The organism is Streptomyces sp. NPDC058632, from assembly GCF_042717095.1.
Classification (GTDB): domain Bacteria; phylum Actinomycetota; class Actinomycetes; order Streptomycetales; family Streptomycetaceae; genus Streptomyces.
In genome coordinates, this window is sequence record NZ_JBHXQZ010000004.1 from 69,464 (window position 1) to 96,268 (window position 26,805).

Below are 26,805 nucleotides of genomic sequence, written 5' to 3' on the forward strand. Positions count from 1 at the left end.
GCTGCCACTGCTGACTCTCATCTCGTTGAGCTGGTCAATCTCACGAGGCGGACGAATAATCCTCAACCAACGCAAGTAAAGCCCCAGCTCATTACGAGCTCGTGCACGGTGGGCGGTGAGGCGTCGAGGATGGCGGTGGGGCTCGGTGTTCACGTCTGCCGTGCCGACGTCAGGTCCGCGGTCTGCTGATGGGACAGCAGTCCGGTGACGGCTTGGACGACGTCGCTGATGTGCTCGCGGCGGCCGAGGTGGCGGGTCGGCGCCCGCCAGTTCTTCAGGTGGGCGCTGCCGTGCTCGGCCCGGATACACCACGAGGAATGCGCCTTGCGCTGCCGCTCGTACCCCTCCTCGTGCCAGTCCGGAGCGTTCTTCTTGAACTTGCGATGCGGAGGTGTGACCACACGCCCGCCGGTCTGTGCACGCAGGCCCTGGTAGCCGGCATCGGCGAGAATCTCCACGGCGGGACCGTCGGCCAGGAGCTTGACCAGCTCCAACTGGCGGGCATGGGTGATGTCCGCGCAGCTGCCGGGCCTGGTCGGACTGCAGAACAGCATCCGGCCGTCGCCGTCCGTGCCGACCATGGTTTTGACGGCGTTCTGCTTGTTCTTGCCGGAGACGAACTTGTCCCGGTCCTCGCGTCCGACGGCCGGTCGGCGGACCCGGATCTCGGTGCCGCCGATGATGCCGGTCGTCCCGCTCGCGCCGAGGTGGTCGACGGCCTCGGCCAGGGTCCGCAGCCGTACGTCGGGGCTGACGGTGCATCCGCGCTCGGCAAGCAGGGGCCGCACCTCACCGATGGCCCGGGTGATGGTGGAGCGGTCCACGCCGAACCAGCAGGCCGGCACGTCGTGCGTGGTCGCGTGACGAAGATGAACGAGGCTGGTCAGGAGCCGGTCGACGAAGACAACCGGTGCTTCGCGCCGGTGCCCACGGCCCGCTTCCGCGGCCTGGACGCAAGTCTGGCCTGGTGCCGTTCATGCCACAGCGGTCCCGACTCTGCGACGAGTTCAGCGATCACGTCGGCAGGCAGGCCCGTGATCCTCCGGTTGCTGGTGATCGCTGAACGAGACGCGTTCCCCACCGCACGGCCAGGATCGACGATCAGGAGCTCGACGCCTCACCGCCTACCGTGCACGAGCTCGTAGACAGTGGTGCTGGGGCCGGGGGCTTCGGCGTCGGTGCGGCGGCAGCCCTGGCCGGGGAGGCTGGACGGCTCGGGCAGCTCAGGACGGCGACGACGTCCGAGCAGGTGGACGTGGGAGGAAGGTGGAACTCGGGCTGGTGCCGAGCCGGGCCCGGTCATGCTTCTCCGACACGATCCGCAAAGCGAGGAGGGGACGACAAAACGAAGGGTGGGGCGCCGGCGAAGGTGGAGAAACCACTGCCGGAGGTGCATTGCGGTCCGCTGATAAACTGTGCCCGCGCTTCATTACACCGGGGTCCGTACCGTTCGGTACGGACCCCGGTGCGTTCCGGGCGCCAGATCAGAAAGGTGCCTCATGAACGCGAAGCCGTCGGCCTCCGGACCCTCCAGGGGCGGCACGTCCCCGCGAGTGACAGCGTCGCCGGAGGTGACTCCGGCCGCGTCCTTCGACGCGTTCGGGCTGCCGCCGGAGCTGGTGGAGACGATGGGAGGGCTCGGGGTGACGAAACCGTTCCCCATCCAGGCGGCGACGCTGCCCGACGCGCTGGCCGGCCGTGACGTCCTCGGACGGGCGCGGACGGGCTCCGGCAAGACGCTGGCCTTCGGGCTCGCTCTGCTCGTCCAAACGGCGGGCCGGCGGGCGGAGGCGAAGCGGCCGCTCGCGCTGGTCCTGGTACCGACCCGGGAGCTCGCCCAGCAGGTGAGCGACGCCCTGGTGCCGTACGCGCGGACGCTGAACGTACGGCTGGCGACGGTGGTCGGCGGGCTGTCGATCAACCGGCAGGTGGCGGAGCTGCGGAGCGGCGCCGATGTGGTCGTCGCGACGCCGGGGCGGCTGGCCGACCTCGTGTCGCGCCGGGACTGCCACCTGAACCATGTTCGGATCACGGTGCTGGACGAGGCGGACCAGATGTGCGACCTGGGATTTCTGCCGCAGGTCTCGGACATTCTGGAACAGGTCCCCTCCGACGGGCAGCGGCTTCTGTTCTCGGCCACACTCGACCGTCACGTCGAGCAGCTGGTGCGGAGCCATCTGAACGACCCGGTCCACGCGTCGGTCGACCCCGGGGCGGGCTCGGTGAGCACCATGGACCATCACGTCCTGACCGTTCATCCCGCCGACAAGTACGCCACGGCGACCGAGATCGCCGCTCGGGACGGCCGGGTGCTGATGTTTCTGGACACCAAGGCGGGCGTCGACCAGTTCACACGTCATCTGCGGGCCGGCGGTGTGCGGGCCGGTGCCCTGCACAGCGGCAAGTCGCAGCCGCAGCGTACGCACACGCTCGCCCGGTTCGCGGAAGGTGACATCACCGTGCTGGTGGCTACCAACGTCGCGGCTCGGGGCATTCACATCGAGGCGCTCGACCTCGTCGTCAACGTCGATCCGCCGGCCGACCCCAAGGACTACCTGCACCGCGGCGGGCGCACAGCGCGGGCCGGACAGTCCGGGACCGTGGTCACCCTGGTCACTCCCGCCCAGCGGCGCGAGGTGAACCGGATGATGTCCGATGCCGGTATCCGGCCGACCGTCACCCCGGTGCGTTCCGGCGAGGCGACGTTGACCGCCATCACCGGTGCGAAGCGACCGCCTGCTGGGACGAAGGCCAACAGCGGCAACGTGCCCTTCCGCGGTCTCGGCAGCCGTCCGGGCCGTCCCGTCAAGGAGTCCCGCAAGGCAGCCGAGGCCCGCAAGGCGGCGGAGGCCCGGGCTGCGGCCCGGGTGCGCAGGGGCCACTGACCCCGGACGGACCCCACCCAGCCTCGCGCTTTCGTCAGCGCGCTCGTCCATGCCTTGACCGAATAAGCGAATAGCACCCCTGAGCTGCAACGATGTGATTCATCCAGGGTTCTGTCAGCCGCACGGGGAGAGGCACTCTTCAGGTGAGTGAGCGTATCGGGTGGTACCCGAGTGTCCGTGTCGAGGCTGGACGCGGCGAAGCGGGCTCACCGGTCGGGGCGGGAGTCGTTCTTCTCGGCGGTTCTGAGGTGGGTGTCGAACCAGTCGATCGCGACCGTGGAAGAGAGTTCGAACTGCTGGATGTAGGACAAGAAGTGGTTGCCGTCCGTGAGGACGAGCTTCTTCGGTTCGCAGGCGCGGTTGAAGCCGTCGAGGGCAATGTCGGCGGGGGCGACGTCGTCGCCCTTGGCCACGAGCATCAGCAGGGGGGTGGGGGCGATGCGGGAGATCCACTGACCGGGTTCGTAGGCGCGGGCGCGGCGGTTGGACTGAAGGGTCACCTCGTTCGTCCACGTCTCGTCCGGTGCCCGGTGCAGGTAGAAGTCGGCCGCGCCCTTCTGCGGGTAGGCCGCCGGGGAGCCATGGCTCGTGTCGGTGTCGACGAAAGGTACATAGACGGGCGGCTTGCCGGCCAGCTGGTCGCGTTCGTCCTGGTGGAAGCGCTCTTCCAGGGCGCGTACCTCGTGGGGCGGGACGCGGCGCAGTCCGGTCTCGTAGCCGCTGACGGTGGGGGACTGGGCGTAAACGGCTTTGATGCGGCGGTCGGTGGCCCCGAGGACCAGGGCGTGACCACCGGCGTAGCTGAATCCCCAGATGCCGATACGCTGTTCGTCGATTTCCCCGCGTGTGCCGAGGTAGGTGATCGCCCATCGCCAGTCCGCGATCTGCTGGTAGGGGTCGATGTCCTGGCGAGGTGTGCCGCCGCTGTCGCCGAAGTTGCGGTGATCGTGGAGGAGAACCGCGTAGCCGGCCTCGCTGAAGCGGCGGGCTGTGTGCTCGATGCTGTGATGGCGGGTGCCGCCGAAACCGTGGGCCATGGTGATGGCGGGCAACGGCTTCTCGGCGTTCTCGGGAAGGAACAGCCAGGCGGCCAGTTCGATGCCGTCGGGCAGGGGAATGCGTACGTCGATGCGCTCAACCATGGCGGACACTCCTTCAAGGGATCTCTGTTCATGCGTCGTGGTGTCGCGGCCGCTCAGGTCTGAATGAATTCCTACGTCCGCTTGAGGCTCGGCGGCGCCGCATTCGCCTCGGATTTCTCACGGTCTGCCCGCCTGCGTTCGCGACCCCGACGGCATGGACGTCATGTTCTTTCCCGTGCTGTGCGCCGCGGGCGGATCGATCGCGAGCGCATGCGCGAGAGGATCCTCCGAGGCCGGGTCACCACCATGAAGGGGGCAGCCACGAGGGCCGCCTCAAATCGTCGAGGTCGGCATACCCGCGGCTTCGCCTCGGCATTGAGGGCATCCGTCCCGTGCGCCGCGAGAATTTTCGGTCCTGAGACCGACAAGAATCCTTCGATGTCTCTCTGCAGCGTGCCAGGAGCGTTCTTCAGCGGCCTGGGTGGTTCCCTGCCCATACCGTGGGGGTTCGGCCTGACCACGGACTTGCCTGTTCGAGTTGGCCGGCGAGGCGGAAGAGCCGGCTTTCAAGGCCATATCCGGCGGCGAACTGCATACCGACCGGGAGCCCCGTCCCGGCGTCGGCCGTCACAGGTACGGACATGGCGGGCGTGCCCGCCACGTTGAACGGCATGGTGAACGGCGACAGGTCATTGATGCGCTCGATCCAGCCGAGACCGTCCAGTGTCTCCGCACCCTCGGTATGGGTGCCCAGAAGCACGGGAGGCTCCGGCAGGGTCGGCGTGAGGAGGATGTCGTACTCGTCGAAGTACCGCGCCAGGCTTCGGGCCACCCGGTTTCGCATCGCGAGAGCGGTGAGGAACTGCGCGCCGCCGACCCGCTGCCCGTAGTGGTAGCCGGCGAGGGTCGTCGGCTCAAGGGTCGAGGAGTCGACGGGACGGTCGAAGGCGGCGGCCAGCCCGTCGACCAGGGTGGTGAGGTTCACCGTCATGAGTCGGGCGTTGGCCAGGACGAATTCCTCCCGGTCGGCGCCGAGGTCGACCTCGGCCGCCTCCACCTGGTGACCGAGGGATTCAAGCAACCGCACGGTGCGGGAGAGGGCGTCGGTCACCGGTGCGGTAGTACGGCGTCCGCCCCACGCCTGGGTGAGGACACCGATCCGCAACGAGCCCGGATGACGGGTGACTTCCTCCGCGTACGGCCGTGACGGCTGCTGGGCGAAGTAGGGGTCGCCCGATTCCGGGCCGCGTATCTGGTCGAGCAGTACCGCACTGTCGCGTACGGTGCGGCTGACGCTGCCGTGCACGGCCAGGCCGTTGAAGACCTCGTCGACGTCGGGCCCCATGGAGACACGGCCACGGGTGGGCTTGATCCCGAAGAGGCCGTTGTAGGCGGCGGGGATACGGAGCGATCCGGCGGCGTCGGTGCCATGGGCGACCGGGACCACCCCGGCGGCGACAGCGGCGGCCGCGCCTCCACTGGATCCGCCCGCGCTGCGCTCCAGGTCCCACGGGTTGCGGGTCGCGCCGTACAACGCTGATTCCGTCGAGATGCCATAGGCCATCTCCGGTGTCGCGGTGCGCCCGAACGTCACGAGGCCCGCGCGCCGGAAGCGCTGCATCAGCGAGGAGTCGGCGCCGGCGACGTTACCGGCCGCCAGGCGGCTTCCCAGCTCCATCCGCCTCCCGGCCATGGCCACCGCGATGTCTTTGATCAGAAAAGGGACGCCGGCCAGTGGTGTGCTGCCGGGGACAGGTTCGTCGTCGGTCAGCCAGGTCTCCACGACGGCGTTGATCCGCGGATCAACTGCCTGTACAGCCTCGCGCGCGGCTGCCTCCAGTTCGGCGGGGAGTACCTCGCCCTTGGCCACCAGCTCCGCCAGCCCGACCGCGTCGAAGCTCACGTACTCAGAAACTCTCACTGCCACTCCCCGACAAGAACAATACCGTCGAGTACCGAACGATACCCTACGGTATCGAAGGGGTCGGACTGGTACCGTGAGAGAGGTTGTGAACCGCACGATCGACCGGAGTGACGGAGTAGTCATGGCATCGACCCTCAGAAGGCCAAGCAGAGTGGCGAAGCTGCCGCCTCGTGAGCGCATTCTCGACGCGGCCGAAGAGCTCTTCCAGAGAGAAGGGATCCGGCAGGTGGGGGTCCAGACGATCGCCGACAAGGCCGAGACCACCAAAATGGCGATCTACCGGCACTTCGAGACCAAAGACGCGCTGGTCGCGGAGTGGCTGCGGATCGTCGCCGCGGACTATCAGGCGGCCTTCGACCGCGTGGAAACCGAATACCCCGACCGGCCCGAGGAGCAGATTCTGGGCCTGGCCCGCTTCATCGCCGAGGGGCTGCCGGCGATCTCATACAGGGGCTGCCCGTTCATCAACTCCCTCGCCGAGCTGCCCGACCGCCTTCATCCGGCACGGCAAGTGATCGAGGACCACAAGGCCCACCAGACCCGCAGGCTGATCGGCATGTGCACCGAAGCCCAGATGTCCGACCCCGGACAGGCCGCGGCCGAGATCACCTTCGTACTCGAAGGGGCGCAGGTCAGCACACAGAACGGAAGCATCGATCAGACGGGAGACCGCCTGATGAAGATCGTCGAGGGAATCGTGGACCGGCACCGCTCCCACCTCGGCGCATACAGAGCGGCTAACTGACCGCCCGCGCCGCCCGCCCGACCACCGCTCAACGTGGGCATGCGAGTGTGACCTGGCGCGCCCGCTCACCTGGAAAGCGTCTCTGACCGGAGCGGGAACAGAGACCTGGACGATCCTCGTTCTCGCTGGTCAGCTTCGCCCATTACCGGCGCGCTCGTCTATGCCCTGATCAAATAAGCAGAGAGTGCTCCTGACCTGCAACGATTGGTCTTGTCCAACGAGCTCGTGCGCGACAAGCGGTGAGGCGTCGAGCCTGTGATGGTTGATCATGGTCGGGTGGTGGGGAACAGGACTCGTGCAGTGATCGTCAGCAACCGTCGGACTACTGGCCTGACGGGCGATGTGATCGCTGAACTCGTGGCTGAGATAGGTCCGTTGTGGCATGAGCGCCACCAGGCCAAGCTGGTCTCTCGGCCACGGAAGCGGGCCGTGGGCGGCGGGCCGAAACACCAGTTGGTCTTCGTCGATCGGCTGTTGGCAACTCTCGTCCATCTTCGTCACGGGACCACTCACGACGTGCTGGCCTGCTGGTTCAATGTGGACCGCTCCACCATCACCCGGGCCATCGGTGAAGTGCGGCCTCTGCTCGCCGAGCGAGGCTGCACCGTCAGTCCCGACGTGCGGCTGCGGACCCTGGCCGAGGTCGTCGAGCATCTCGGCACGAGTGGGACGACCGGCATCATCGACGGCACGGAGATCCGGGTCCGGCGACCCGCCGCAGGGCGCAAGGACCGAGACACATTCGTCTCGGGCAAGAACAAGCAGGACGCCGTCAAATCCATGGTGGTCACGGACGGCGAAGGACGCGTGCTGTGGTGCAGCCCGACCCAGCCCGCGAGCTGCGCGGACATCACCCACGCCCGCCAGTTGGGGCTGGTCGCGCTCCTGGTTGACGGACCCGCGGTCGAGATTCTCGCCGATGCCGGCTACCAGGGTCTGGGTGCTCAGACCGGCGGCCGGGTGGTGACACCGCCGCACCGCAAGTTCAGGAAGAACGCCCCCGACTGGTACGAGGAGATGTACGAGCGTCAGCGCACGGCACACTCCTCACGTCGTATCCGGGTCGAGCACGGCATCGCCCATCTGAAGAACTGGCGGGCCCTGGCCCGCCACCTCGGCCGCCGCGAGCACATGAGCGACACCGTCCAAGCCGTCGCCGGCCTGCTGTCCCACCAACAGACCGCAGACCTCCACTCGCCCCGACAGACGTGAGCACAGGCCCCACCGAGGTCCTCGACGCCTCACCGCTTGTCGTGCACGAGCTCGTTAGCCTCGCGCTTTCAGTGCGACGTGAAGTCACTGTCATGCAGTGGTAGTTGCAAGGAGAGGAGTCGACTGCTCCGGCCTGTGACCGATGGCCGGCCCCAGCCTCGGGTGTGTCCGCGGTGACCGGGGGTGCTGAGCCGAGGTGGTCAAGCTCAGGGGCACGATGGGCTGAGGGGCCACGCGTTTTCCGGACAGACTCCTGACCGTCTATTTCACGCGACGGTTCGCGACTTCTCGTAATCGGCGTGGACTTCGCGCGGAGCGCGATAACCCACCGCCGAGTGGAGGCGTTTTCGATTGTACCAGAATTCGATGTAGCGAGTGATGTCCTGCCGGGCGGCCTCGCAGGTCAGGTAAGTCACCCTTGATACGCGCTCGTTCTTCAGGACGCCGAAGAATGATTCGGCCGTGGCGTTGTCGAAACAGATCCCGGTGCGACCGGAAGATCTGCGGAGCCCGAGCCGGTCGAGCGTCTTCCCGAAATCGGCCGATATGTAGCTGCCGCCGCGGCCGGAGTGAAACATCGCGCCGGCCGAGAGGTTCCTGTTCCGTGCGGCGTTGCGGATCGCCCTGGATATCAGCGGGATTCGGTAGTGGCCGTCCATCGCGTAGCCGATCACTTCCTTCGTGCTGCAGTCGATGACCGCCGCGAGATACACCCAGCCTCCCCCGGTCGCGATACAGGTAATGTCGCCGACGAGCTTTTCACCGGGCGCATCCGCGGTGAAGTCGCAGCCGACGAGTTCTGGCACCTGGCCGGCCGCAGCCTGAGTGAGGTTGAACCTCTTCGGCCGTGGCCGGCAGGGCACCGGGCCCGGTTCGCGCATGAGGCGGCGGACCAGCTCCACGCCCGGGCGACACCCCGCCGGTGCAGCTGGGCCTGGATGCGCCGGTGCCCGTAGGTGCTGTCGGACATGTCGAAGGCCTTCTCGATGAGCAATTTCAGTTCTTCGCGCCGCTGGGCTGTCGCGGATTTAGGGCGGGAGCGCCAGTCGTAGTAGCCGGATCTGGATACGCCGAGCCGATCGCACATGAACTCGACGCTGTATGCGTACTCCTCGGTGTCGAGCCGCATCTTGTCGATGAACTCGTACTCGCTTGCCACCGGGAATCCTTCGCGAAGTACGCTGCGGCTTTTTCAGGAAGGTGACTTCCATCTCCGGCTCGCGGTTGCGTCGTTCGAGGTCCTTCAGGCGCGCCCGCTCGTTCACCGCCAGTTCCGCATCGGGGCCGGTTCCTGCTACTTCTGGTACTTCTTCACCCAGCCACGTAGCGTCTCCGAGTTCAGCTCAAACTCCCGGGCGACTTCGGAGATCGTCTTGCTTGACCTCGACGCGATCTGGACGGCTTCCTCACGGGACTCCGGCGAGTACTTACTGGGTGGCGCCACTTCTTCCTCGTTTCCTTGTTCAGGACAACCCTATTGGGTGTCTGTCCGGAAACTTCGTGGCCCCTCACCCAAGGGAAGGGATTCGGGTTCACGGAGTTGCAACCGATCCCATCCGCCTGTGCCGAGGCCGGAACCACGGTGCTGCTCGCTTCAGCGAACAGAGCCACCGCCTCGCCCCGGAGGTGTGATGTCAGAAAAAAGGGCGATCAATAAGTGGAGCAGACCCACTCGAGGCGAGGAGTTTACGCGTATGGGAACCGTCGTTCACGTCCCGCAGACCCGGGACATGGTCGGGGACGAACTCTCCGGCGACGAGGCGTTCGCAGCGCTACGGCACTACGGAAGCCTGCGGCTGCTCACCGACTCCTTCGCCCGCTTCCGCTACGCGGACGGGTTCACCAACGCCCGGGCGCTCGCCTTCCAAGTCGTCCTCGGCCTGGTGCCGTGCACCGTGGCGTTGGTGGGCCTGGCGACCTCGGTGCACACCGAGGGTGTGGGCCGGGTCATCGAACTCACCCTCGGCCGGATTGTGCCCGGCGCCAGCGCCGACCTCGTCCAGGACGCCTTCGACGGGACGCGGCGCAGTGCCCACCGCGACCTCGGGGCCACGCTGGCCCTGTGGCTCGGTCTGGGCTTCGCCCTGCTGAACCTCGCCTCGGCCATGGGGCAGATCGAGCGGGGCGCCAACCGCATCTACGGTATCGAACGCGATCGTCCCTTCCCTCATAAATACGGCAGGGCCATCCTCCTCGCGTTCACGGCCGGCCTGCCGCTGGTGCTCGGTTTTGTCGTGCTCGTCGCCGGCGACGCCGTCGGCGACGCGGTGGCCCGCGTGGTCGGGGGGTCGGACAGCGGTACGGAGTGGTGGGGCGCGCTCGACCTGCCGGTGGGGCTGGCGCTGGCGTGGGTCGCCTCTGCGGTGGTCTTCCGCTGGTCGCCCCGACGGGTCCAGCCCGGCTACACGTGGCTGGCTTTCGGCTCAGCCGTTCATCTTCTGCTGTGGGTCGCGGCGACGTGGCTGCTCGCGCTCTACGTCGAGGGGAGCGGCGCGTTCGGCGCCCTGTACGGGCCGCTCACCGCCTTCGTCGCCCTGCTGCTGTGGGCCAACCTCACCGCCGTCGCTCTCTTCCTCGGTATCGCGTTCGCGGCCCAGTTGGAGGCGGCGCGTGCCGGTATCGACACCGCGGTACGGTCGGACCCCGGGCCGGGCCGCTGACCGTCGAGGAGTCCCCAGGCTCTCACTGGTTCGGCGGTGTCGGCGGTTACCGGTGGGGGTGCGGGCGTGTGCCGTAGTGTCGGTGGCCGCCAGGTGGGTGTTGACCGGGAGGGCGCGGGACCTGATGGCTTCCACGTTGTTCGATGTGCTGGGAACCGAGTGGTTCTGCGTGACTGCGGTCCGGGGCCTGCGCCAGACGGATGTGCTGGCCCGGCTGGGTGTCGACGGCCCGGATCCCCTGCCCCGGTGTCCCATCGACGGTGCGATCGAACATTTCGGTCCGGACAGCTGGGCCGTGCGGTTCCACTGCCCGCCGGGGGCGGGGTGGGCGTATGTGTTCGATGCGTTCGCGCAGGTGGGTGTCACGTTCAGGGAGCCAGTGCTCAAGGAGCTGTCCAGGGGCACGGAAGCGGTATCTGTGTGGAAGCTCCTCGACGGCACCACTCGCGTGGCGCACGCCTGCGACGGGGAGATCCTCGCACTGTTCGACTCGTGGATGTTCGACCCGGCGTCCGGGAAGGGACCGGACCGGCTCAACCGTGCCCTGGAGCGGGCCGGTTTCTTCCCGGACGAGACGGATGACGACTTCTCCGACCCGGCCGCCGCGCTGGAGGCGGTGGAGAGCGAGTTCGGTCTGACGGTGGACCCGCAGGAAGTGGCGGGACCGCTGCCGACGGTCGTTGTTCCCGTACGGGCCGGCTGACCGGTCGGCAGCGGCCGCCGTCGGCCAGGAGGTCACCTTCAGCCGGAAGCCGTCATCGTCAGCCAGACGTGCGCTCTTGACGACGTTTCCGTAGGCACCGCCCAGATCGGAGTCGAGGCTGGCGGGAATGGGGCCGCGCACGTCCTTCTCCTCCCCGGTGACCGTGCCGACAGGGGTGTCGGTGGACTCCACCGTCTGCCGGACCCATCAGCATGCCGCCGGAGCCAGGAAGAAGGTGACGGGGCGCTCGGCCGGGCCGAACCCGACGATTATGGGCTCGGACGCTCTCTCGGCGGCCTGAGCACGAAAGTCCACCTTGTCGGCGACAGCCGTGCACGGCTGTCGCCGACCCTCCGCGTCACCGCGGGCCGGGCAGGCGACACGCCGGCGTACGAGACCGTCATGGCCGGCATCCGCGTTCCGTGAAGCGTGCCGGGAAGACCGGGAACCCGACCTGAGGCCGTCCTGGCGGACCGCCCCTGTTCGGAGGCCCCCGGCTTCCGAGACAATCCAGGTCAGGCAGGCACGTTGGAGACCGGCGGCGTCCACCGGCTGGTAGGCGAGGGTGCGCAGGTCGTCGTCATGCGCGGAGGCCTCGGCAAGGCAGCTGCTCCTCTTCCATCCGGTGCCGCCCGGCGAACGTCAAGGTCAGGGTGAGCGCCCGTGCGGCCTGGCCGCAGCGGCGCGGCGGCAGTCGGAGCCGGACGACCAGGTCTCGCAGGGTGGCCCGGCCGATGGAGCTGTCAAGGGTGTGGTGGGCAAAGCGGTGTCGTACGGCAGGCCGCTGCGGCTCAGCGCCGCGGGCCCGGTCCGGTATCGGCCGATCTGCGACGTTTGCCGTGCCAGTCCAGTATCAGGACCGTGGCGTCGTCCTTGAGGTTGCCACGGCAGGCGTCAAGCACCGCACCGGTCAGGCTTCGGACGGCTTCTCTTGGATGCAGCGTGCGGGTCTCGTGAACGACCGAGACCAGATCGACGGTTGCGGCACCGCGCTCCTGCATTCCGTCGGTGAGCAGGATCAGGCGGTCTCCGGGCTCCAGGTGCAGTTCCTGCAGACGATAGGAGGTGGGTGCCGCCACACCGAACGGCAGGTTGACGGCGAGTTTGACCTCTTCGACGGTGCCGCCGCGCAGCCGCAGTGGCCAGGGATGGCCGGCGTTGACCAATTCACACAAGCCTGTTTCGAGGTCGACGCACAGCAACTGTCCGGTGGCCAGGCCCTGGTTGTGGCTCAGCAGGGTCTGGTGGGCGTGGTGGGCTTGATTGAGGGCGTCACAGCCGCTGCGGCGTGCCCGCCGCAGTGCGCCGACCAGCAGGGTGGCCAGCAGAGCAGAGTTCGTGTCGTGGCCCATGGCGTCGGTGATGGACAGGTGCAGGCTGTCGCGGTCGAGGGTGTAGTCGTAGGTGTCGCCACCGATGTCGTCGGCCGGGATCAGCCCGGCGGCGAGAGTGAATTGGGCCGCCTCGCAGCAGGAGGCCGAGGGAAGCAGTTGGTGCTGGATCTCCGCGGCCAGGCTGGTCTCGGTGGTGCGCCGGCCCAGGTGGTACAGATCGGTGAAGCGGCGGTCCGTGACGATGACATAGGCCAGCGCGTGTGCCGCTTCGCGGACCTGTCGGAGCACGGTGTCGTCTGCGGACTGCAGGGTCACCTCCAAAACGCCGATGCAGTCGCCGCGGTTGGTGACCGGCGTGATGATGCGCCGTCCCCCCTGGCCGTCCGGTTCCACATGCTGGCGCTGACTCTGCAGAACGGTGTCGTAGACGCTGCCCTGCAGGTCGATCGGCTCGGCATGGTCCGCGGCATCACCACCGACCGCGGTGAGCCGTACCAGCCGCTGACCGATGAGGTCGACGAACAGGAAGGACACACACTCCGCGCCGAATCGCTTTTGCAGGTCGTGGGCTACCACGTCTACGGACTCACCGGGCGGCGCCGCCTCCGCAGCGGCCAGCAGCTCGCCCAGTTCCAGATCTCCACCCTCCACGGCAACCTCCTGTCGGCTGCCACAACTTTTTCCCCGAGTTTCCTCGACATCACCCGATGCACCCGCCTTACCTGGTCAGGACAGTGAGTTCTTTCCGACCTCGGTGGCAGGTCGGGCCGTCGGCCTGGCACGTCGGCAAATCCCCGGTAGACGGGATTCGACCAAGGGCGCGCAGTTGGGCATGGTCCCGGTTGAACCGGGCCTACTTCTCGGGTGACTCGCGACCGCAGTAGGGGGGTTCGGAGCGTGGCACCGGCTCCGCGGTACGCACGGTCGGCGAGCGCCAGGACCTGCCTGGTCGGGCAGGCATGGATCACACCGTGCGCGCGGGCCGCGGTCAGGTCATGCGTGCGGCCGGGCAATGCCCGTGAGAACCACAGCGGTGTCCCCTCCGGGGCGGCCACGACCTGCACGTTCATTCCATGACGACGGTGCCTCATCGAGCAGTACGGCTCGTCTGCCGAGACGCGGTCGGTGGCGATCGGAGTGCTGTCGAGGATGACGAAACCCTCCGGAGCCAGCTCGCGCGGGCCCGGAGCGCGCTCGGCGAGGAGCTCGACCGTCTCGGTCACGTACTGGCCGGCGGTGGAGGTACCGAACCTTGCGGCGACCTGGGCCAGGCTCTGGTTCCTGCGCAGGGGCACCAGGACGAGCAGGGCCTGCCGGAAGCATCCCAGCTTGCGTCAGCGGGAGTTCAGCTCACACCTTCGGGCATGGGTGAGCCGGGAAACCTGCTCAACGACCTCGTGCGGGACGTCGAGCATGGCTCGATACGGGACCGGCAGAGCTCCTGTGTCGGGACGTTGATGAGTGAGATCACCAGCCGTAACGACCAGGAGCCCTGCCGCGTCACAAGGGCCCCACCGTCTGCGCGGGTGTCGCGCCGGGCAACTCGCTTGCGCAATACATGGACGATGCCTGCGAGAGCCACACGGTCCGGCACGGGCCGACGCCCCGGACGACGGACTCTGCGCGCGCAACGCGGAGGAAGAAGCGGCGCGATACGCTCCCACAAAGCATCAGGGACAAGACCGGCGGACACGGCCCAGCCCTGTCCACTCATGCACACCGGTACGCCGCCGGCAGCCTCGTTCCGAAACGATCAGTAAGGCTTGCCGCTGGTACACCGCGTGCACGTGGCGACGAGACGGTGAGTGCTAACCCGCCACCAGCTTACGTACGTTCTCCACGCTGCCGCAGTCGGTCTCCAGGTACCTTGCGCGCGCTTCACGGAACGCCGTCCCGAGCTGAGCGCGGCGATCGTCGGCGACGTTTTCGCGGGCGTCGTTGAGCAGGGTCCGCTCTTCCTCGTCCGCGTGGTGATTGACCGCCGTGACAAGCTCTTCGAGCTTGTCCTCCCATTCCTGCGAAGCGGTGTCCTCCACTTCCAGCAGAGCAAGCAGTGCCTTGTTTCCCTCCTCGTGTTCGTGCACGCTGTGGTCGACATCGTCGCCGTCCACGTTCTTGTAGCGTCGTAGGGCCGGGTAGACCTTGTCCTCCTCGGCCGAGGCGTGCGCGACGAGCAGGTCCGCGAACTCCGCGAGAGCGGTGGCGCGGTCGGCCTCGACGTTGCGCATGGTGCGGAAGAGGTCTTCCATGCGGCGATGGTCCCGCAGGATGAGTTCGACGACATCATTGGACGACACAGTGGCTCCTCACCTGTGAGCGTTGGTGTTCCGGTCTCGCGACTACCCCCGTTCCCGCTGGTGAGACATTTCCTGTTCCGTCTGCAGCTCGCAGCCGGGCTCAGGTCCCCGGCGTGTCGAGGCCGTGGATGGTGGTCAGGTCGGCAAGCCCTGAAATGTTCAGGACCGGGGCCAGCAGCGGGGTGGCGATGAGTTCGATGCGGTCGATGTGAGTGAACAGCACGCTCAGGCCGGCGCTGTCGAGGTACTCGACGGCCGTGAGGTCAATGACGAGAGGGCCGTCGGTCGCCTCGATGGCCATGGCCAGGACATCGGTGTTGCTCATGTCGATTTCGCCGACGACCGTCAGCAGCGTTGCGCCATCGGAACACCGGCTGGGAGTGAGAGTGAGCGGGGTGGTCATCAGGCGATCCTCGTATGCATGTCGACGGTGGTCCCGGCCGCGCCGGAGGTGATGGTGACCTGTTGCATCAGAGCGCGCATCAGGGCCACGCCTCGCCCACGGTGGGTGTTGAGGTCAGGCCGGGGTGTCTTCCACCGGCCTGTGTCGGCGACGGTCAGGCGAAGATCGTCGACGAGGGCTTCGGCGCGTAGCCGGATCGTGTCTCCGGGAGCGTCGCGGTGCCCGTGCTCGATGGCGTTGGCGCAGGCTTCTCCCGCCGCCACCAAGATGTTCTGGACGGTGTGAGGTGGAAGCTCACACTGGTCGAGCCAGCTACGCAGGGCCTTGCGTACCGGCGCAAGCTGTGACGACTCCGCCGGGAAGGCCACGTCCAGCGGTGCCGGGTGGCGGTAAAGCAGAAGAGCCACGTCGTCGTCGTAGCCGTCGGTGGGTGCAAGCCGTGTCATGACCTGGGTGGCGAGGTCGTCGATGGCTGCGTTGCGGCCCTCCTGAATGGCCTCGCTGGCCTGGTCGATGCCGACGGTCAGCGGGCGGCGCCGACGTTCCACGAGGCCGTCGGTATACAGCAGGAGGGTGGCGCGTGCGGGCATGGTGCAGGCGCCTTCGGGGCGGTGCCTGCCCGGGCGTACGGCCAGGGGAATGGACCGTCCCTCGTCCAGGAACAGGGTGGTGCCGTCGGGGTGGGTGAGGATGCCCGGCGGGTGTCCGGCGCTGGAGTAGGTGAGGTGGCCGGTGTCGGGGTCGAGGACCCCGCAGAAGACGGTGGTGCACATCGCACCGGGGATGCCTGCGGCGAAGCGGTCCAGGGCCATGAGGGTCTGAGCAGGGCTGGCGTCCTGAAGGAGCAGGGCACGGCAGGCACTGCGCAGCTGGCCCATGACGGTGGCGGCTTCGAGACCGCGTCCGACGCAGTCGCCGACGACGATGCCGATGCGTCCGTCCTGGAGCCGGACGGTGTCGTACCAGTCGCCCCCGACTTCCAGGGGTTGGGTGGCGGGCTCGTAGCGGACGGCGAAGCCGTCGGGCAGGTTGGACGGGCCGAGGATGGCTCGTTGCAGGGCGATGGCCGTCTCGCGCTGCTGGTCGATCTGATGGGCGCGGGCCAGTCCCTGGGCGAGCTGGCCGGCCAGCAGGGACAGCAGCAGTTGGTCCTCATCGGTGAAGGGGCGATGGCCCCCGAAGTCGATCCACACCACCATGGCCCCTTCGGGGTGGTTGACGGTGATGGCTGCACCCGTGTCGTCGTCCACCTGAGTGAGCGGGGGCTGGTCGAGCCAGGCGGTGAGCTTGTCCCGGCGGTCGGCAGGCAGGTCCTGCCAGCACAGATCGGCATCGGTCGCGGTCACGGACGCCTCCCGACCGGCTGCGGCGACGGCCGCCAGTACGCGTTGGGCACGCCACAGGTGCTTCAGCTCAGCCAGGACTCCTGCCAGCGCTTCCGGCAGGTTGGTCGCCTGGGTGAGCCGCATGCTCAGGGCGGCCTGGGCGCTCTTGCGCTGGATTGCGTAGTGCTCGGCGGTGACGTCGCGGAAGGTGCCGACGGTGACCTGGCGTCCGGTGTCGGGGTCGTGGGCCTGGTTGAAGGTGGCGGTCACCCACAACCGGTGCCCGTCGCGATGGCTGACCGGGATGGTGTAGGAACCCTTGGGATTGCCCAGCAGTTGAGCGAAGGCGTCAGAGACCTGGTGGTGCGCTTCGGGGTCGGTGGCGGCGTCCGGCCACCAGGGGTGTACCGGCGAGTAGGGCAGGCCCTCGGGACCGTATCCGAGGATGTCGGTGAAGGCCGTGTTGATCTCGACGACGGCACCGTTCTCGTCGCAGACGAAGAAAGCCTCCTGGAGGGAGTCGATCAGCGCGGTGCGCCAGCGCGCCTGGTGATTGCGCAGTCGCGCCAGCTCGACGTTGGCCCGCACCCGCGCGAGGAGTTCGGCCGCGGCGAACGGCTTGACGAGATAGTCGTCGGCGCCCGCCTGGAACCCCTCGATGGACGCCTCCTGCCCGGCCCTGGCGGACAGCAGCAGCACCGGCACGGAGGAGGTCCGTGGGTCGGTCCGCAGCGTCGTCACCAGTGTGAGGCCGTCGAGGCCGGGCATCATGACGTCGCTGATCACCAGATCGGGGGCGGTCGCTCGGACGGCCTGCAGGGCCGCCAGGCCGTCGTTGACGGTGTCGACCTGGTATCCGCCGCCGTGCAGGAGGCGGGTGAGGTACTCGCGCATGTCGGCGTTGTCGTCGGCGACCAGAACCCGCGCCGGCGCAACCGGACCGGAGGTGTGTCCCGACGCTCCGGCGCCGGCCACTGCCGCAGCTGTCTGCTCGTCGGCGCCGGCCGCCTCGTCCGGCAGCCAGCGCAGCACTTCCAGCAGATAGGGGTCGGCGGCAGACGCCACACGGCTGCCCTTGGCCGGCACGAGAGCATCGGTGGGGAGGTGAGCCGCGCCGAACGGCACGCGGATGGTGAAGCAGGTGCCCTCGCCTTCGGCGCTGTCGGCGGTGATCGTGCCGCCGTGCAGGGCGACCAGTTCCTTGACCAGGGCCAGCCCGATGCCACTGCCCTCGGTGGAGCGGGAGCGGGCGGTCTCGATCCGGTGGAATCGCTCGAACAGCCGGGGCATCTCCTCCGCGGGCACGCCGATGCCCGTGTCGGCGACCTCGACGACCGCGTGGGTGTCCTCGGTGCGGACGGTGACGCGGATCGAGCCGTTGAAGGTGAACTTCAGTGCGTTGCTGAGCAGGTTGAGGATCACCTTCTCCCACATGCCGCGGTCGATGTACACCTCTCCCGCCGGCGGAGAGCATGCGATGTCGAATTCCAGACCGGCCTTGTCGATGGCGGATCGGAACACGCTGGCCAGCTCCGTTGTGACCTCCGCCAAGTCGACCGGCTCGTAGCGCGCCTGCATCCGGCCGGCCTCGATACGGGAGAAGTCCAGCAGCGAGTTGACGAGCTTGCCCAGCCGCAGCGCGTTGCGGTGGATTGCGTCCAGCTCCTCTCGCACCGGCGCGTCGGCGTCTGCCAGGCGAGCGCGCAGTTCCTCCACCGGTCCCGTGATCAGGGTGAGCGGGGTGCGGAACTCGTGGCTGATGTTGGAGAAGAAGGTGGTCTTGGCCCGGTCCAGCTCGGCCAGGTCCTCCGCCCGCCGTTGCTGCTCCTCATAGCTGCGGGCACTGGCGATACCGGCCGAGAGGTGACCGGCGACCAACTCGATGAATCCGCGGTAGCCCTCGTCCAGCACGCGGTACTGGTTCAGTCCGGTCACCAGAAATCCGTACGGTGCGCTGCCCGACTGCTGCAACGGCACCACCAGCGCCTGCGCGGGCGGCTCGGACCAGTCTCCTGCCGGCAGGCCGACGAACGGGGCGCCATCGAGCGGCACGAGCACGGACTCCCCACGAGCCGGCTCTTCCACCGGCCAAATGTCGCCGGAACCGTGCAAGGTGGCGGGGGCGGTTGCGTGCCCGCCGGGCATCCCGGTCGTGCCCGCGAGCTTCGCGGAGCCGTCGGGCTGGAACAGGTAGGTCAGCGTGAACGGCAGATCCTGCAGGTTGCGGCCCAGTTGCTGGTCCACGAAGGTCAGCATTTCCTGTTCGGTGCGGACCACGCTCGGATCGGATCCCAGGTCGCGCAGCGTCGCCATCCGCCGCCCACCGATGACCCGCTCGGTCTCCTCGCTGACCACGCACAGCATGCCGACCACCGCGCCGTCGTCGTCACGCAGCGGACTGTACGAGAAGGTGTGGTAGCTCTCCTCCGTGTAACCGGACCGCTCCAGGAACAGGAGCAGACCTTCGTCCCAGGTCGCCCGTCCCGTGGTCATCACGGTGTCGATCCGGGGGCCGATGTCGTCCCAGATCTCCGCCCACACCTCACTTGCCGGCCGGCCCAGCGCCCGAGGGTACTTGCGGCCCAGCGTGTCCCGTCGGTAGGCCGCGTTGCAAAAGAACGTCAGTTCCGGACCCCATGCCATCCACATGGAGAACCGCGACGACAGCAAGATGCTGACCGCCGTCTGCAGACTCTGCGGCCACTGGGCCGGAGGGCCCAGCGGGGTCGACGCCCAGTCCACCTCGGCGAGGTCCCGGCCGACCTCCGCCTCGGCGGCGAACACGCCGGAACCGGCCGTCACCGCCTGCTCGTGTTCAGCGTCTCGCGAACGCGCCACTGGACACCCTTCCCCTCACGTCCTCACCACACCGCCGCACCGGTTGCCGCACCTCGTGACGGGCAGCACTCGCGTCGCCTCGGAATACAGCACGTACGGACACAGCCGGACGACCTTGTTCCACGAGGTCGTCGCTGCCGGACTTGCCCGCGGGTACTGACAGCTTCGTAGGATAAGCCAGGCTGCCCCAGGCACCTCGCCGCAGGCGGTATCACGACGGACGCACAGCAAGGAGCAGTAAGGGTGGCAGCAAGTCCTTTGCAGGTCCCCCTGCCGCGAGCGTCCGACGAGGGAAGTCGCCTCGACGCGGTCCGGCGCTACCAGATCCTGGACACGCCGCCGGACGGCGCGTTCGACAGGATCGCGGGCCTGGCTGCCCGGATATTCGACGCGCCCATGGCCACGGTGGCGATCGTGGACACCGACCGAGTGTGGTTCAAGGCCGCCCACGGACTGACCGGCGTCACGCAGATACGCCGCGATCCGGGCCTGTGTTCCTCCGCCATCCTCCACGGCGAACCCTATGTGGTCACCGACGCCGCGACCGATGCCCGCGCGCTCGCCAACCCCCTCGTCCAGGGCGACATCGGCGTCCGCTTCTACGCCGCCGCGCCCATCGTCACGGCCGACGGGCAGCGTCTGGGCACGGTCGACGTCCTCGACACCCGACCGCGCAAGCCGACCGATGTCCAACTCGACGCCCTGCAGGACCTGGCCGCGCTGGTCATGGACGAACTCGAGCTGCGCCTGTCGGCCATCCGCACCGTCGCCGCCGAACGCGACCGGCGTACTGAAGCCGAACGCCTCGCCCGGACTCTGCAGCGCACCCTGCTGCCCCCGGCCCTGCCGATGGTCCCCGGCCTGCAGACGGCAGCCGCCTACCACACGGCCTCCCCGCACGAGGTCGGCGGTGACTTCTACGACCTGTTCCCCCTCGACGACGGCCGCTGGGCCTTCTTCCTCGGGGACGTGTGCGGCAAGGGCGCCGAGGCCGCCGCGCTGACCTCTCTGACCCGTTACACCCTGCGCGCCGCAGCCATCTACGACCCTGACCCGTGCGCCGCGCTGTCCAACCTCGACAGCGTCCTCAAGGGCGAGTACCAAGGCAGCGACCCCCGCTACTGCACGGCGGTCTTCGGCGTGCTGCAGCCCCTTGCCGACGGTTCCTTCACCGTCACCCTCGCCGGCGGCGGACATCCCTCGGCCCTCGCAGTACGCGTCGACGGAAGGGTGGAGCCGATCTCCACCGCCGGCGGCCAACTCGTGGGCATGCTGCCCAACCCCCAGTTCGTACAGACCACCACGCGGTTGTCACCGGGTGAGAGCCTCCTGCTCTACACGGACGGTCTCACCGAGGCACGCACCCCGGAGGGCACCATGCTCGACGAGGACGGACTCACCCAGCACCTGCTCTCCATGTACGTCCACGCCGAGGACCGCTCCGCCGACGGATTGCTGGGCTCCGTCGAAGCACTCCTGCACCGCCTGGGCGACGGCGTCAGCGACGACACCGCGCTGCTCGCCCTGTCCGTACCCGCACAGCCCCGACCCCGCACTCAGGAGAAACGGTGACCGAGCCCGAACACCTGCTGACCGTCACCCCGCGACACACCCCCGCCGGTCCCTTCGTACTGGAGGTGACGGGTGAGTTGGACCACCACAGTGCCCGACTCCTGACCCAGGCCGTCAAAGAAGCCCCCTTCGACAGCCATGGTGTGATCATCGACCTGTCCGGGCTGACCTACTGCGACTCCACTGGAATCACAGTGCTCCTCACCGCCTACCGACGGTCACAGGAAGCCGGCTCACCGCTCAGCCTCGCCGGCGTCAACCCGGACCAGATGCGCGTCTTCCAGGTGGTCGGACTCGACCAGGTCTTCACCTTCCACGCCACCGCTCAGGAGGCCGTCTCCGCCCTGCAACGTTGATCCCGCGCGCCGCTGTCCACACGCTCGGTTTCCAGCCGGCCACCGAGCGTCGTGTCCCAGTGCCCCGGCAGTGGATACAGTGTCCGGTACACGGTTGTCCGGTCATGCGGGGAACACGGCACGGGGATGCCCTGAGCAGGCCGGATCGACAGGGGGAGGGTTGGAGGCCGGGGTGATCACGTACGAGGGTACGGACCGCCGGGTCCAGGACATGGACCATGGTGATCACTTGTGTCTGGCGTTCACCGACGATGCCGAGCAACGCCGAGTGGTGACGGCGTATCTGGCGTCCGGCCTGCACCGCGGTGAACGGGTCATGCACTTCGCCGACCAGCTCACTCCTCAAGAGGTCCTCGGCTGGCTGACCGTGTCCGGCACCGACCCCCGCCCGGCTCTGGAAAAGGGCCAGCTCGTGGTGACCACGGCGGACGAGAGCTACCTGGCTGCAGGCTCGTTCGACGCCGACGGCATGGTGGCTGCCCTGCAGCAGCAAGTCAGGGAGTCCCTGGCGGCCGGTTATACCGGGTTCCGCGTAAGCGGCGAGATGAGCTGGGCGCTTCGCCGGGTACCCGGGGCCGATCGGCTCGCTGATTACGAGACCAAGGTCAACCAGGTGTTCGCCGGCCGGCGGGCCTCCGCCGTCTGCCAGTACGACGCCCGCCGCTTCACCCCCGACCAGCTGGACCACCTGCACGGCTGCCATCCGGGGGCGGTCGAGTCCGAGCCGCTCTATCACGACAGCACGCTGCGGCTCGTGCCCTCCTTCCGGGGAGGACGCCGCAGCCTGCGCGTGGTGGGCAGCGTGGACCACCGCACCGCGGACGCCCTCGCCGATGCCCTGGAAACAGCGCTGGCCTGGCCGGGCGACATCCAGGTGGACATGCAGGCGCTGGAGTTCATCGACCTGAGCGGCGTACGGGCGTTGGCCCGCGCCGCCGCGCGGCTGGAGGACGGCCGACGACTGCACGTCGTGGAGCTCGCGCCCCTGCTCTGCCAAGTGATCAGCATGGTCGGCTTCGACGAGACCCCCGCCCTGGTCGTCACCGCCAAGGAGGTCCTCGCGTGACCGACCGCCTCACCGCACCACCCCGGCCGCACCGAGGCAGTGGCCTGACCCACCAGGGGCTCATCTACAGCAGCAGCCAAAAATTCCTGGCCACCACGGTGCCCTTCTGCCTCGAAGGACTCGAGCAGCGGGACGCCGTGCTGGCGGTGACCACCCCCGCCAACATCGACCTGCTGCGACAAGCACTCGGGGACGCCTCCGGGCAGGTCGAGTTCATCGACGCCGACGAGTGGTACCGGGCGCCCGGGCGCACCCTCGGCGCCTACTACCGGTACGTCGACCGGCACACCGGCACGGGGCGGCACCAGCGGGTACGCGTCATCGGCGAGCCTGTCTGGCACGGCAGGGACGCGCTGGAGACGGCTGAGTGGACCCGCTACGAGTCCGCGATCAACGTCGCCTTCGCCCACTGCCCGGCCTGGATCATCTGCCCGTACGACACCCGGGCCCTACCCGAGAGCATCGTGGCCGACGCCCGGCGTACCCACCCGCACCTGGCCGTGGCGGCATCCGCCCGCCCCAGCGACCGCTATGCGGACCCCGTCACCGACAACGGCTGGCGTCGGCCGCTAGCGCCCGTGGCCGGGGAAAGAGAGGGAGCCTTCATGCGCTTCGGAGCCGACCTTTCAGCAGTGCGTTCCACAGTCGCCGAAACCGCTGCCGAGATGGGCCTGTCCGCCGACGGCACCCAGCGTCTCGTGTTCGCGGTCAACGAGGTCGCCACCAACGCCGTCCAGCACGGGGGAGGTACGGGGCACATAGCGGTCCACCGGGCGGGCCGGCGCATCGTGTGCGACGTCACCAGCACCGGCCGCAACAAGACGGACTGGTACCTGGGCTACCTCCCGCCCGACCCGCAGCAGCAACGCGGGCACGGCATGTGGGTGGTGCGTCAGCTGTGCGACCTGCTCGAAGTCCACACCGAACAGGACAGTACGACGGTACGCCTCCACGTCAGCCTCGCCTGAACGGAGAGCACCGGCCCTCCGCCCCGTACCGCCTACCGTGGCATCGGCCGCTCACCGGGCTGAACCACCCGACACCCCGCGCGGACCGACTCGTCCAGCGAGATACGCGCGGTAATACGCTTGCCGGTCGGTTCTCGCTGGACATCGACGTCCTGGCTCAGCGCCGCGACAATCTCCAGACCGTGCTGGCCGACCCGGCGCGGGTCGGCAGGCCGACGCCTCGGCAGCGTCGTGTCACCGTCCCGAACAGTGACGGACAACGTGTCCTCGGCAAGAACCAAGGACAACCCTATAGGCCCGGAACCGTACTTGATCGCGTTGGTGACCAGCTCGCTCACCACCAACTGCGTCGCCTCCACCACGCGCACCGACAGCGTCGGTTCCCTGCCATTCTGCGAACCGGCAAGGAACTGGAGCGCGAAGTCACGCGCGTCGGCGACGCGGAACACATGTCGCTCGAAAGTTACAGAAAGCACCCTCGGACTGTCGCCAGCAGATGCCTGCCAGAATTGTGAACCATTCAGCTCGAACTCACCATCCCGCACAACCGTCGCGTGACTCCCCCGTGGAGCACGGAACACTGACCCGTCCCTCATGACCAGAACACCTGGCAGCCCGATGAGAGTTCCCGCGTGTACTCGGCCGCCGTCAGCACAGTCGTCGCAGAACCGACCGGACGGTTCAGTGGCTGGTGAGCATGCCTTCCCGCAGGCGGGCCAGCAGACGCGAGATCAGCCGGGACACATGCATCTGGGAGACGCCGAGGCGCTCGCCGATGTCCTTCTGGGTGAGCTCCTCGACGAACCGCCAGTGGATGATCTGCCGGTCGCGTTCGTCCAGCTCGGCGATCATCGGAGCCAGGGCATGGAAGTCGTCCACGAGCGCCAGAGCGGCGTCGTCCGTACCGATGAAGTCCGCCAGCGCCGACTCTCCGTCCTCACTGCCGTTGATGGCTGCGTCCAGGGAGGCGGAGTGGTAACCGTTGGCCGCCAGCCGGGCCTCGACGACCTCGTCCTCCGGAAGGCTCATCAGCTCGGACAGTTCCTTGGTGGTGGGATTACGGCCCAACCGGCTGCGCAGCTCCTCGGTGGCCCGGGCCAGCTGGACACGGGCCTCCTGAAGCCGCCGGGGCACGTGTACGGCCCACGAGGTGTCACGGAAGAACCGCTTGATCTCGCCGACGATGTACGGCACGGCGAAGGAGGTGAACTCGACCTCGCGGGTCAGCTCGAACCGGTCGATGGCCTTGATCAGGCCGATCATGCCGACCTGGACGATGTCCTCCATCTCCTCCGGTCCACGGCTGCGGAACCGGCCGGCCGCGAAGCGGACCAGGGACATGTTCATCTCGATCAACGTATTGCGCGCGTACTGGTACTCGGGCGTACCCTCCTCGAGCCTCGTCAGCTGCTCGAAGAACAGCCTCGACAACTCCCGCGCGTCCTTGGGCGCCACCTTCGACGGGTCCGCGATCTCCGGCATTCCCGTGGTGGTGTGCTCGGTGGTCTGTGCGGTCGTCGTCACCATGATGTGCCTCCCAGTCGCTCGGCCTTGCCTCTGCCCGTCTCATCGGCCGACGACCGAGCGGCTACCCCGAACAATGGGGCGCATGCCTCGATCTTGTCCGGCGGGCCATCAAACCCAACGGGTCTGTGCCCAGCACGTCCTGATCTTCGTCCGCTCCACAGGCGCGCCGCCCCGGGACGCACCGACGTTCCGACCTCCCGGGGATGCGCCAACCGGCGTGCGCGTCCACGGCGTAGGGCCGCGGTCCCGCACGCAGGTCGGTCTGCGCCCTGCGGTTGGCGCGGCAGCTGGGCACCTCCACCTGTGTGCTCCGTATACGTCACGGCGGGCGGTCAGCGCGGCGAGCGCCCCTCGAGCCTCTGTTGAGAGCCCAGTCCGGCAGGTCGAACTCGCGGTGCTGCCGGACGGCCGTCTGGATCTCAAGCCAGGCGGTGTGGCCGGGCGTCACAACCGGGCCGGGCGACTGATCCGTATCTCCAGCAACTGCGGCTCGCAGCGTCCTGATCGATGCATGACAGCGCGTGTCGCTCGACCATACGATTCGGTGCCGGGAGCTGCGGCGAGGCCGTTCGGTCAGGCGGTTCTCCGGCACTGGCTGATCAGGCCGCCGAGGAGGGCTTGTCGCGGATTCGGTGGGCCCGGAGGCCGGCTGAAGGTAACGACCACGCCCGGTGGCGGTACCCTCGTGCGCGTCATCCTCCCGGTGGGTGAACACCGGTGAGCGTCCCCGTCACCGTCCTCATCGTCGACGACCATCCCGTCTTCCGGGCCGGAATGGCCACCGTCCTCGCCGATTTCCCCGATGTGACGGTCGTCGGAGAAGCGTCCGACGGCGCCAAAGCCATCACTGCCGCCGACCAGCTGCGGCCGGCGATCGTGCTCATGGACCTGCGCATGCCGAACGTCAACGGCCTGGAGGCCACGGCCCAGATCACCACGGCCTGTCCGGAGATCGCCGTCCTCATCCTGACCATGGACGAGGACGACGACTCGGTCTTCGCCGCCCTGCGCTTCGGCGCACGTGGCTACCTGCTCAAGGAATCGGACGGCGCCGACGTCCACCGTGCCCTGCTCGGTGTCGCCCGCGGCGAAGCGGTCTTCGGCCCCCGGATCGCCCAGCGCGTCCTGTCCCACTTCGCCGCTCCGCCCGCCGCCAGATCGCCTCTCCCCTTTCCCCACCTCACCGACCGCGAACGCGAGACCCTCGACCTGATCTCCCGCGGCCTGGACAACGCGTCCATCGCCCGCCGCCTGTCCCTGTCCGAGAAGACCATCCGCAACCGGGTCAGCGACGTCCTGGCGAAACTGCACGCCCGGTCCCGAACAGAGGCAGCGGCCCTCGCGCGGGACGCAGGCCTGGGACATCCCCGTCACTCCGCGTGAGCGCAGGCGCGTCTGATCCTCGGATCGCTCATGTGCTACGCGTCTTCGCACGAGTGCCGTTGCGGCTGTTGCCGTTGTTCTTCCCGGCCGGATCGTGCTTCTCGCAGCCGACATGTTCGGTGATCTCGTCCTCCAGCACGGATTCCAGCACGCACTTGGTCCACCGCTGGAGCAGTCCGCCCCCGCCGGTCAACGGGTCAACGGCAGGCTCTCGTTGCAGGCCCGGTCGACCAGCATCGCGACGGGCTGTTCGTCCGGCGCGACCGACGGCATCACACCACCGGCCGGCTCCTCGACGAGCTCGTGCCCGATCGTCGTCTCTCTCACGTGGCGCCTCTCCTTGATCAGCAGATCCGCCGCTGATCGGACACTCCCGCTGCTGAACGAGTCGGGTGGCACCGCCTCGGCCTTTGCGATCACCCCGACCACGCTGATGCGGCGGGGGGCGGGCCGAAGCCGCGGGCCGCCCCCCGCGGGCCCCCCCGGGACGGGTTGTGGGTGACCCCAACCGGCAATTGCCAGGCC

At 68.2% G+C, this 26,805-nt stretch carries 22 protein-coding genes and 3 pseudogenes; 10 read left to right on the forward strand and 15 right to left on the reverse strand.

Translation table 11 applies throughout. The annotated features are described in order from the left end of the window. Positions 1-149: 149 nt before the first annotated feature. Positions 150-845: a transposase family protein gene (locus tag ACFWVE_RS03125; RefSeq protein WP_384007675.1), complete on the reverse strand. Its 696-nt coding sequence runs from the start codon at positions 843-845 to the stop codon at positions 150-152. A 654-nt stretch (positions 846-1,499) separates the two neighbouring features. Here ACFWVE_RS03125 and ACFWVE_RS03130 point away from each other — a divergent pair. Continuing rightward, the gene (locus ACFWVE_RS03130; RefSeq protein WP_384007677.1) at positions 1,500-2,885 is read left to right on the forward strand and encodes a DEAD/DEAH box helicase; all 1,386 of its coding nucleotides are present in this window, start codon (positions 1,500-1,502) and stop codon (positions 2,883-2,885) included. A gap of 206 nt (positions 2,886-3,091) precedes the next feature. Here ACFWVE_RS03130 and ACFWVE_RS03135 read toward each other — a convergent pair whose 3' ends face one another. Next, a complete protein-coding gene (locus ACFWVE_RS03135) occupies positions 3,092-4,027 on the reverse strand; it encodes an alpha/beta hydrolase (protein WP_384007679.1) in 936 nt (311 codons plus the stop codon). A gap of 409 nt (positions 4,028-4,436) precedes the next feature. Further along, positions 4,437-5,888, reverse strand: coding sequence for an amidase (locus ACFWVE_RS03140; protein ID WP_384007681.1), 1,452 nt, complete (start codon positions 5,886-5,888; stop codon positions 4,437-4,439). Between the two features lie 124 nt (positions 5,889-6,012). On the opposite strand from ACFWVE_RS03140, the gene ACFWVE_RS03145 reads away from it, so the two are divergent. Then, positions 6,013-6,636: a TetR/AcrR family transcriptional regulator gene (locus ACFWVE_RS03145; protein ID WP_384007683.1), complete on the forward strand. Its 624-nt coding sequence runs from the start codon at positions 6,013-6,015 to the stop codon at positions 6,634-6,636. A 129-nt stretch (positions 6,637-6,765) separates the two neighbouring features. Here ACFWVE_RS03145 and ACFWVE_RS03150 read toward each other — a convergent pair whose 3' ends face one another. After that, positions 6,766-7,137: a hypothetical protein gene (locus ACFWVE_RS03150; RefSeq protein WP_384007788.1), complete on the reverse strand. Its 372-nt coding sequence runs from the start codon at positions 7,135-7,137 to the stop codon at positions 6,766-6,768. Here ACFWVE_RS03150 and ACFWVE_RS03155 point away from each other — a divergent pair. Continuing rightward, positions 7,066-7,848 (forward strand): transposase family protein, encoded by a 783-nt coding sequence (locus tag ACFWVE_RS03155; RefSeq protein WP_384007777.1) that lies wholly within the window; start codon positions 7,066-7,068, stop codon positions 7,846-7,848. The genes ACFWVE_RS03150 and ACFWVE_RS03155 overlap by 72 nt on opposite strands. A 266-nt stretch (positions 7,849-8,114) precedes the next feature. Here the strand turns inward: ACFWVE_RS03155 and ACFWVE_RS03160 are convergent. Beyond that, positions 8,115-9,292 (reverse strand): annotated as a pseudogene (locus ACFWVE_RS03160) (IS3 family transposase). 250 nt (positions 9,293-9,542) lie between these two features. Between ACFWVE_RS03160 and ACFWVE_RS03165 the strand changes: the two are divergent. Then, positions 9,543-10,508: a YihY/virulence factor BrkB family protein gene (locus ACFWVE_RS03165; RefSeq protein ID WP_384007685.1), complete on the forward strand. Its 966-nt coding sequence runs from the start codon at positions 9,543-9,545 to the stop codon at positions 10,506-10,508. Positions 10,509-10,632: 124 nt separating this feature from the next. Next, positions 10,633-11,211 carry a DUF6461 domain-containing protein gene (locus tag ACFWVE_RS03170; RefSeq protein WP_384007687.1) on the forward strand — a complete coding sequence of 193 codons (579 nt, stop codon included), beginning with the start codon at positions 10,633-10,635 and terminating at the stop codon, positions 11,209-11,211. Positions 11,212-12,002: 791 nt separating this feature from the next. Here ACFWVE_RS03170 and ACFWVE_RS03175 read toward each other — a convergent pair. The 6 genes and pseudogenes from ACFWVE_RS03175 to ACFWVE_RS03200 form a co-directional block, all read right to left on the reverse strand. Beyond that, the gene (locus ACFWVE_RS03175; RefSeq protein ID WP_384007689.1) at positions 12,003-13,196 is read right to left on the reverse strand and encodes a PP2C family protein-serine/threonine phosphatase; all 1,194 of its coding nucleotides are present in this window, start codon (positions 13,194-13,196) and stop codon (positions 12,003-12,005) included. Positions 13,197-13,362: 166 nt separating this feature from the next. Next, a pseudogene (locus tag ACFWVE_RS03180) lies at positions 13,363-13,960 on the reverse strand (transposase family protein); the annotation flags it as partial. Positions 13,961-14,094: 134 nt separating this feature from the next. Beyond that, positions 14,095-14,259 (reverse strand): annotated as a pseudogene (locus ACFWVE_RS03185) (IS5/IS1182 family transposase); the annotation flags it as partial. A 94-nt stretch (positions 14,260-14,353) separates the two neighbouring features. Continuing rightward, positions 14,354-14,842 carry a hemerythrin domain-containing protein gene (locus ACFWVE_RS03190; protein ID WP_384007691.1) on the reverse strand — a complete coding sequence of 163 codons (489 nt, stop codon included), beginning with the start codon at positions 14,840-14,842 and terminating at the stop codon, positions 14,354-14,356. A gap of 100 nt (positions 14,843-14,942) precedes the next feature. Then, the gene (locus ACFWVE_RS03195; protein ID WP_384007692.1) at positions 14,943-15,245 is read right to left on the reverse strand and encodes an STAS domain-containing protein; all 303 of its coding nucleotides are present in this window, start codon (positions 15,243-15,245) and stop codon (positions 14,943-14,945) included. After that, positions 15,245-19,408, reverse strand: a complete 4,164-nt coding sequence (locus ACFWVE_RS03200) for a SpoIIE family protein phosphatase (RefSeq protein ID WP_384007694.1) — start codon at positions 19,406-19,408, stop codon at positions 15,245-15,247. Before ACFWVE_RS03200 ends, ACFWVE_RS03195 begins: the two co-directional genes overlap by 1 nt. 243 nt (positions 19,409-19,651) lie before the next feature. Between ACFWVE_RS03200 and ACFWVE_RS03205 the strand changes: the two genes are divergently transcribed. From ACFWVE_RS03205 to ACFWVE_RS03220, 4 genes are all read left to right on the forward strand, one after another. Then, entirely contained in the window at positions 19,652-20,980 is a 1,329-nt protein-coding gene (locus ACFWVE_RS03205; protein ID WP_384007696.1) for a PP2C family protein-serine/threonine phosphatase, read from the forward strand. Continuing rightward, on the forward strand, positions 20,977-21,336 hold the full coding sequence (locus ACFWVE_RS03210; protein WP_384007698.1) for an STAS domain-containing protein: 360 nt from the start codon (positions 20,977-20,979) through the stop codon (positions 21,334-21,336). The genes ACFWVE_RS03205 and ACFWVE_RS03210 overlap by 4 nt, the downstream gene beginning before the upstream one ends. Before the next feature lie 172 nt (positions 21,337-21,508). Next, positions 21,509-22,402: an MEDS domain-containing protein gene (locus ACFWVE_RS03215; RefSeq protein WP_384007700.1), complete on the forward strand. Its 894-nt coding sequence runs from the start codon at positions 21,509-21,511 to the stop codon at positions 22,400-22,402. Then, entirely contained in the window at positions 22,399-23,370 is a 972-nt protein-coding gene (locus ACFWVE_RS03220) for an anti-sigma factor RsbA family regulatory protein (protein WP_384007702.1), read from the forward strand. The genes ACFWVE_RS03215 and ACFWVE_RS03220 overlap by 4 nt, the downstream gene beginning before the upstream one ends. A gap of 32 nt (positions 23,371-23,402) precedes the next feature. On the opposite strand, the gene ACFWVE_RS03225 is transcribed toward ACFWVE_RS03220, so the two are convergent. Both ACFWVE_RS03225 and ACFWVE_RS03230 read right to left on the reverse strand, forming a co-directional pair. After that, positions 23,403-23,846, reverse strand: a complete 444-nt coding sequence (locus ACFWVE_RS03225; RefSeq protein WP_384007703.1) for an ATP-binding protein — start codon at positions 23,844-23,846, stop codon at positions 23,403-23,405. Between the two features lie 205 nt (positions 23,847-24,051). Further along, positions 24,052-24,897, reverse strand: a complete 846-nt coding sequence (locus ACFWVE_RS03230) for an RNA polymerase sigma factor SigF (protein WP_384007705.1) — start codon at positions 24,895-24,897, stop codon at positions 24,052-24,054. Between the two features lie 717 nt (positions 24,898-25,614). Between ACFWVE_RS03230 and ACFWVE_RS03235 the strand changes: the two genes are divergently transcribed. Then, positions 25,615-26,280, forward strand: coding sequence for a response regulator (locus ACFWVE_RS03235; protein WP_384007706.1), 666 nt, complete (start codon positions 25,615-25,617; stop codon positions 26,278-26,280). A 28-nt stretch (positions 26,281-26,308) separates the two neighbouring features. Here the strand turns inward: ACFWVE_RS03235 and ACFWVE_RS03240 are convergent, their stop codons facing one another. Both ACFWVE_RS03240 and ACFWVE_RS03245 read right to left on the reverse strand, forming a co-directional pair. After that, the gene (locus ACFWVE_RS03240; RefSeq protein WP_384007707.1) at positions 26,309-26,473 is read right to left on the reverse strand and encodes a transposase; all 165 of its coding nucleotides are present in this window, start codon (positions 26,471-26,473) and stop codon (positions 26,309-26,311) included. Further along, a complete protein-coding gene (locus ACFWVE_RS03245) occupies positions 26,470-26,607 on the reverse strand; it encodes a hypothetical protein (protein WP_384007709.1) in 138 nt (45 codons plus the stop codon). The genes ACFWVE_RS03240 and ACFWVE_RS03245 overlap by 4 nt, the downstream gene beginning before the upstream one ends. Between the last annotated feature and the right edge of the window lie 198 nt (positions 26,608-26,805).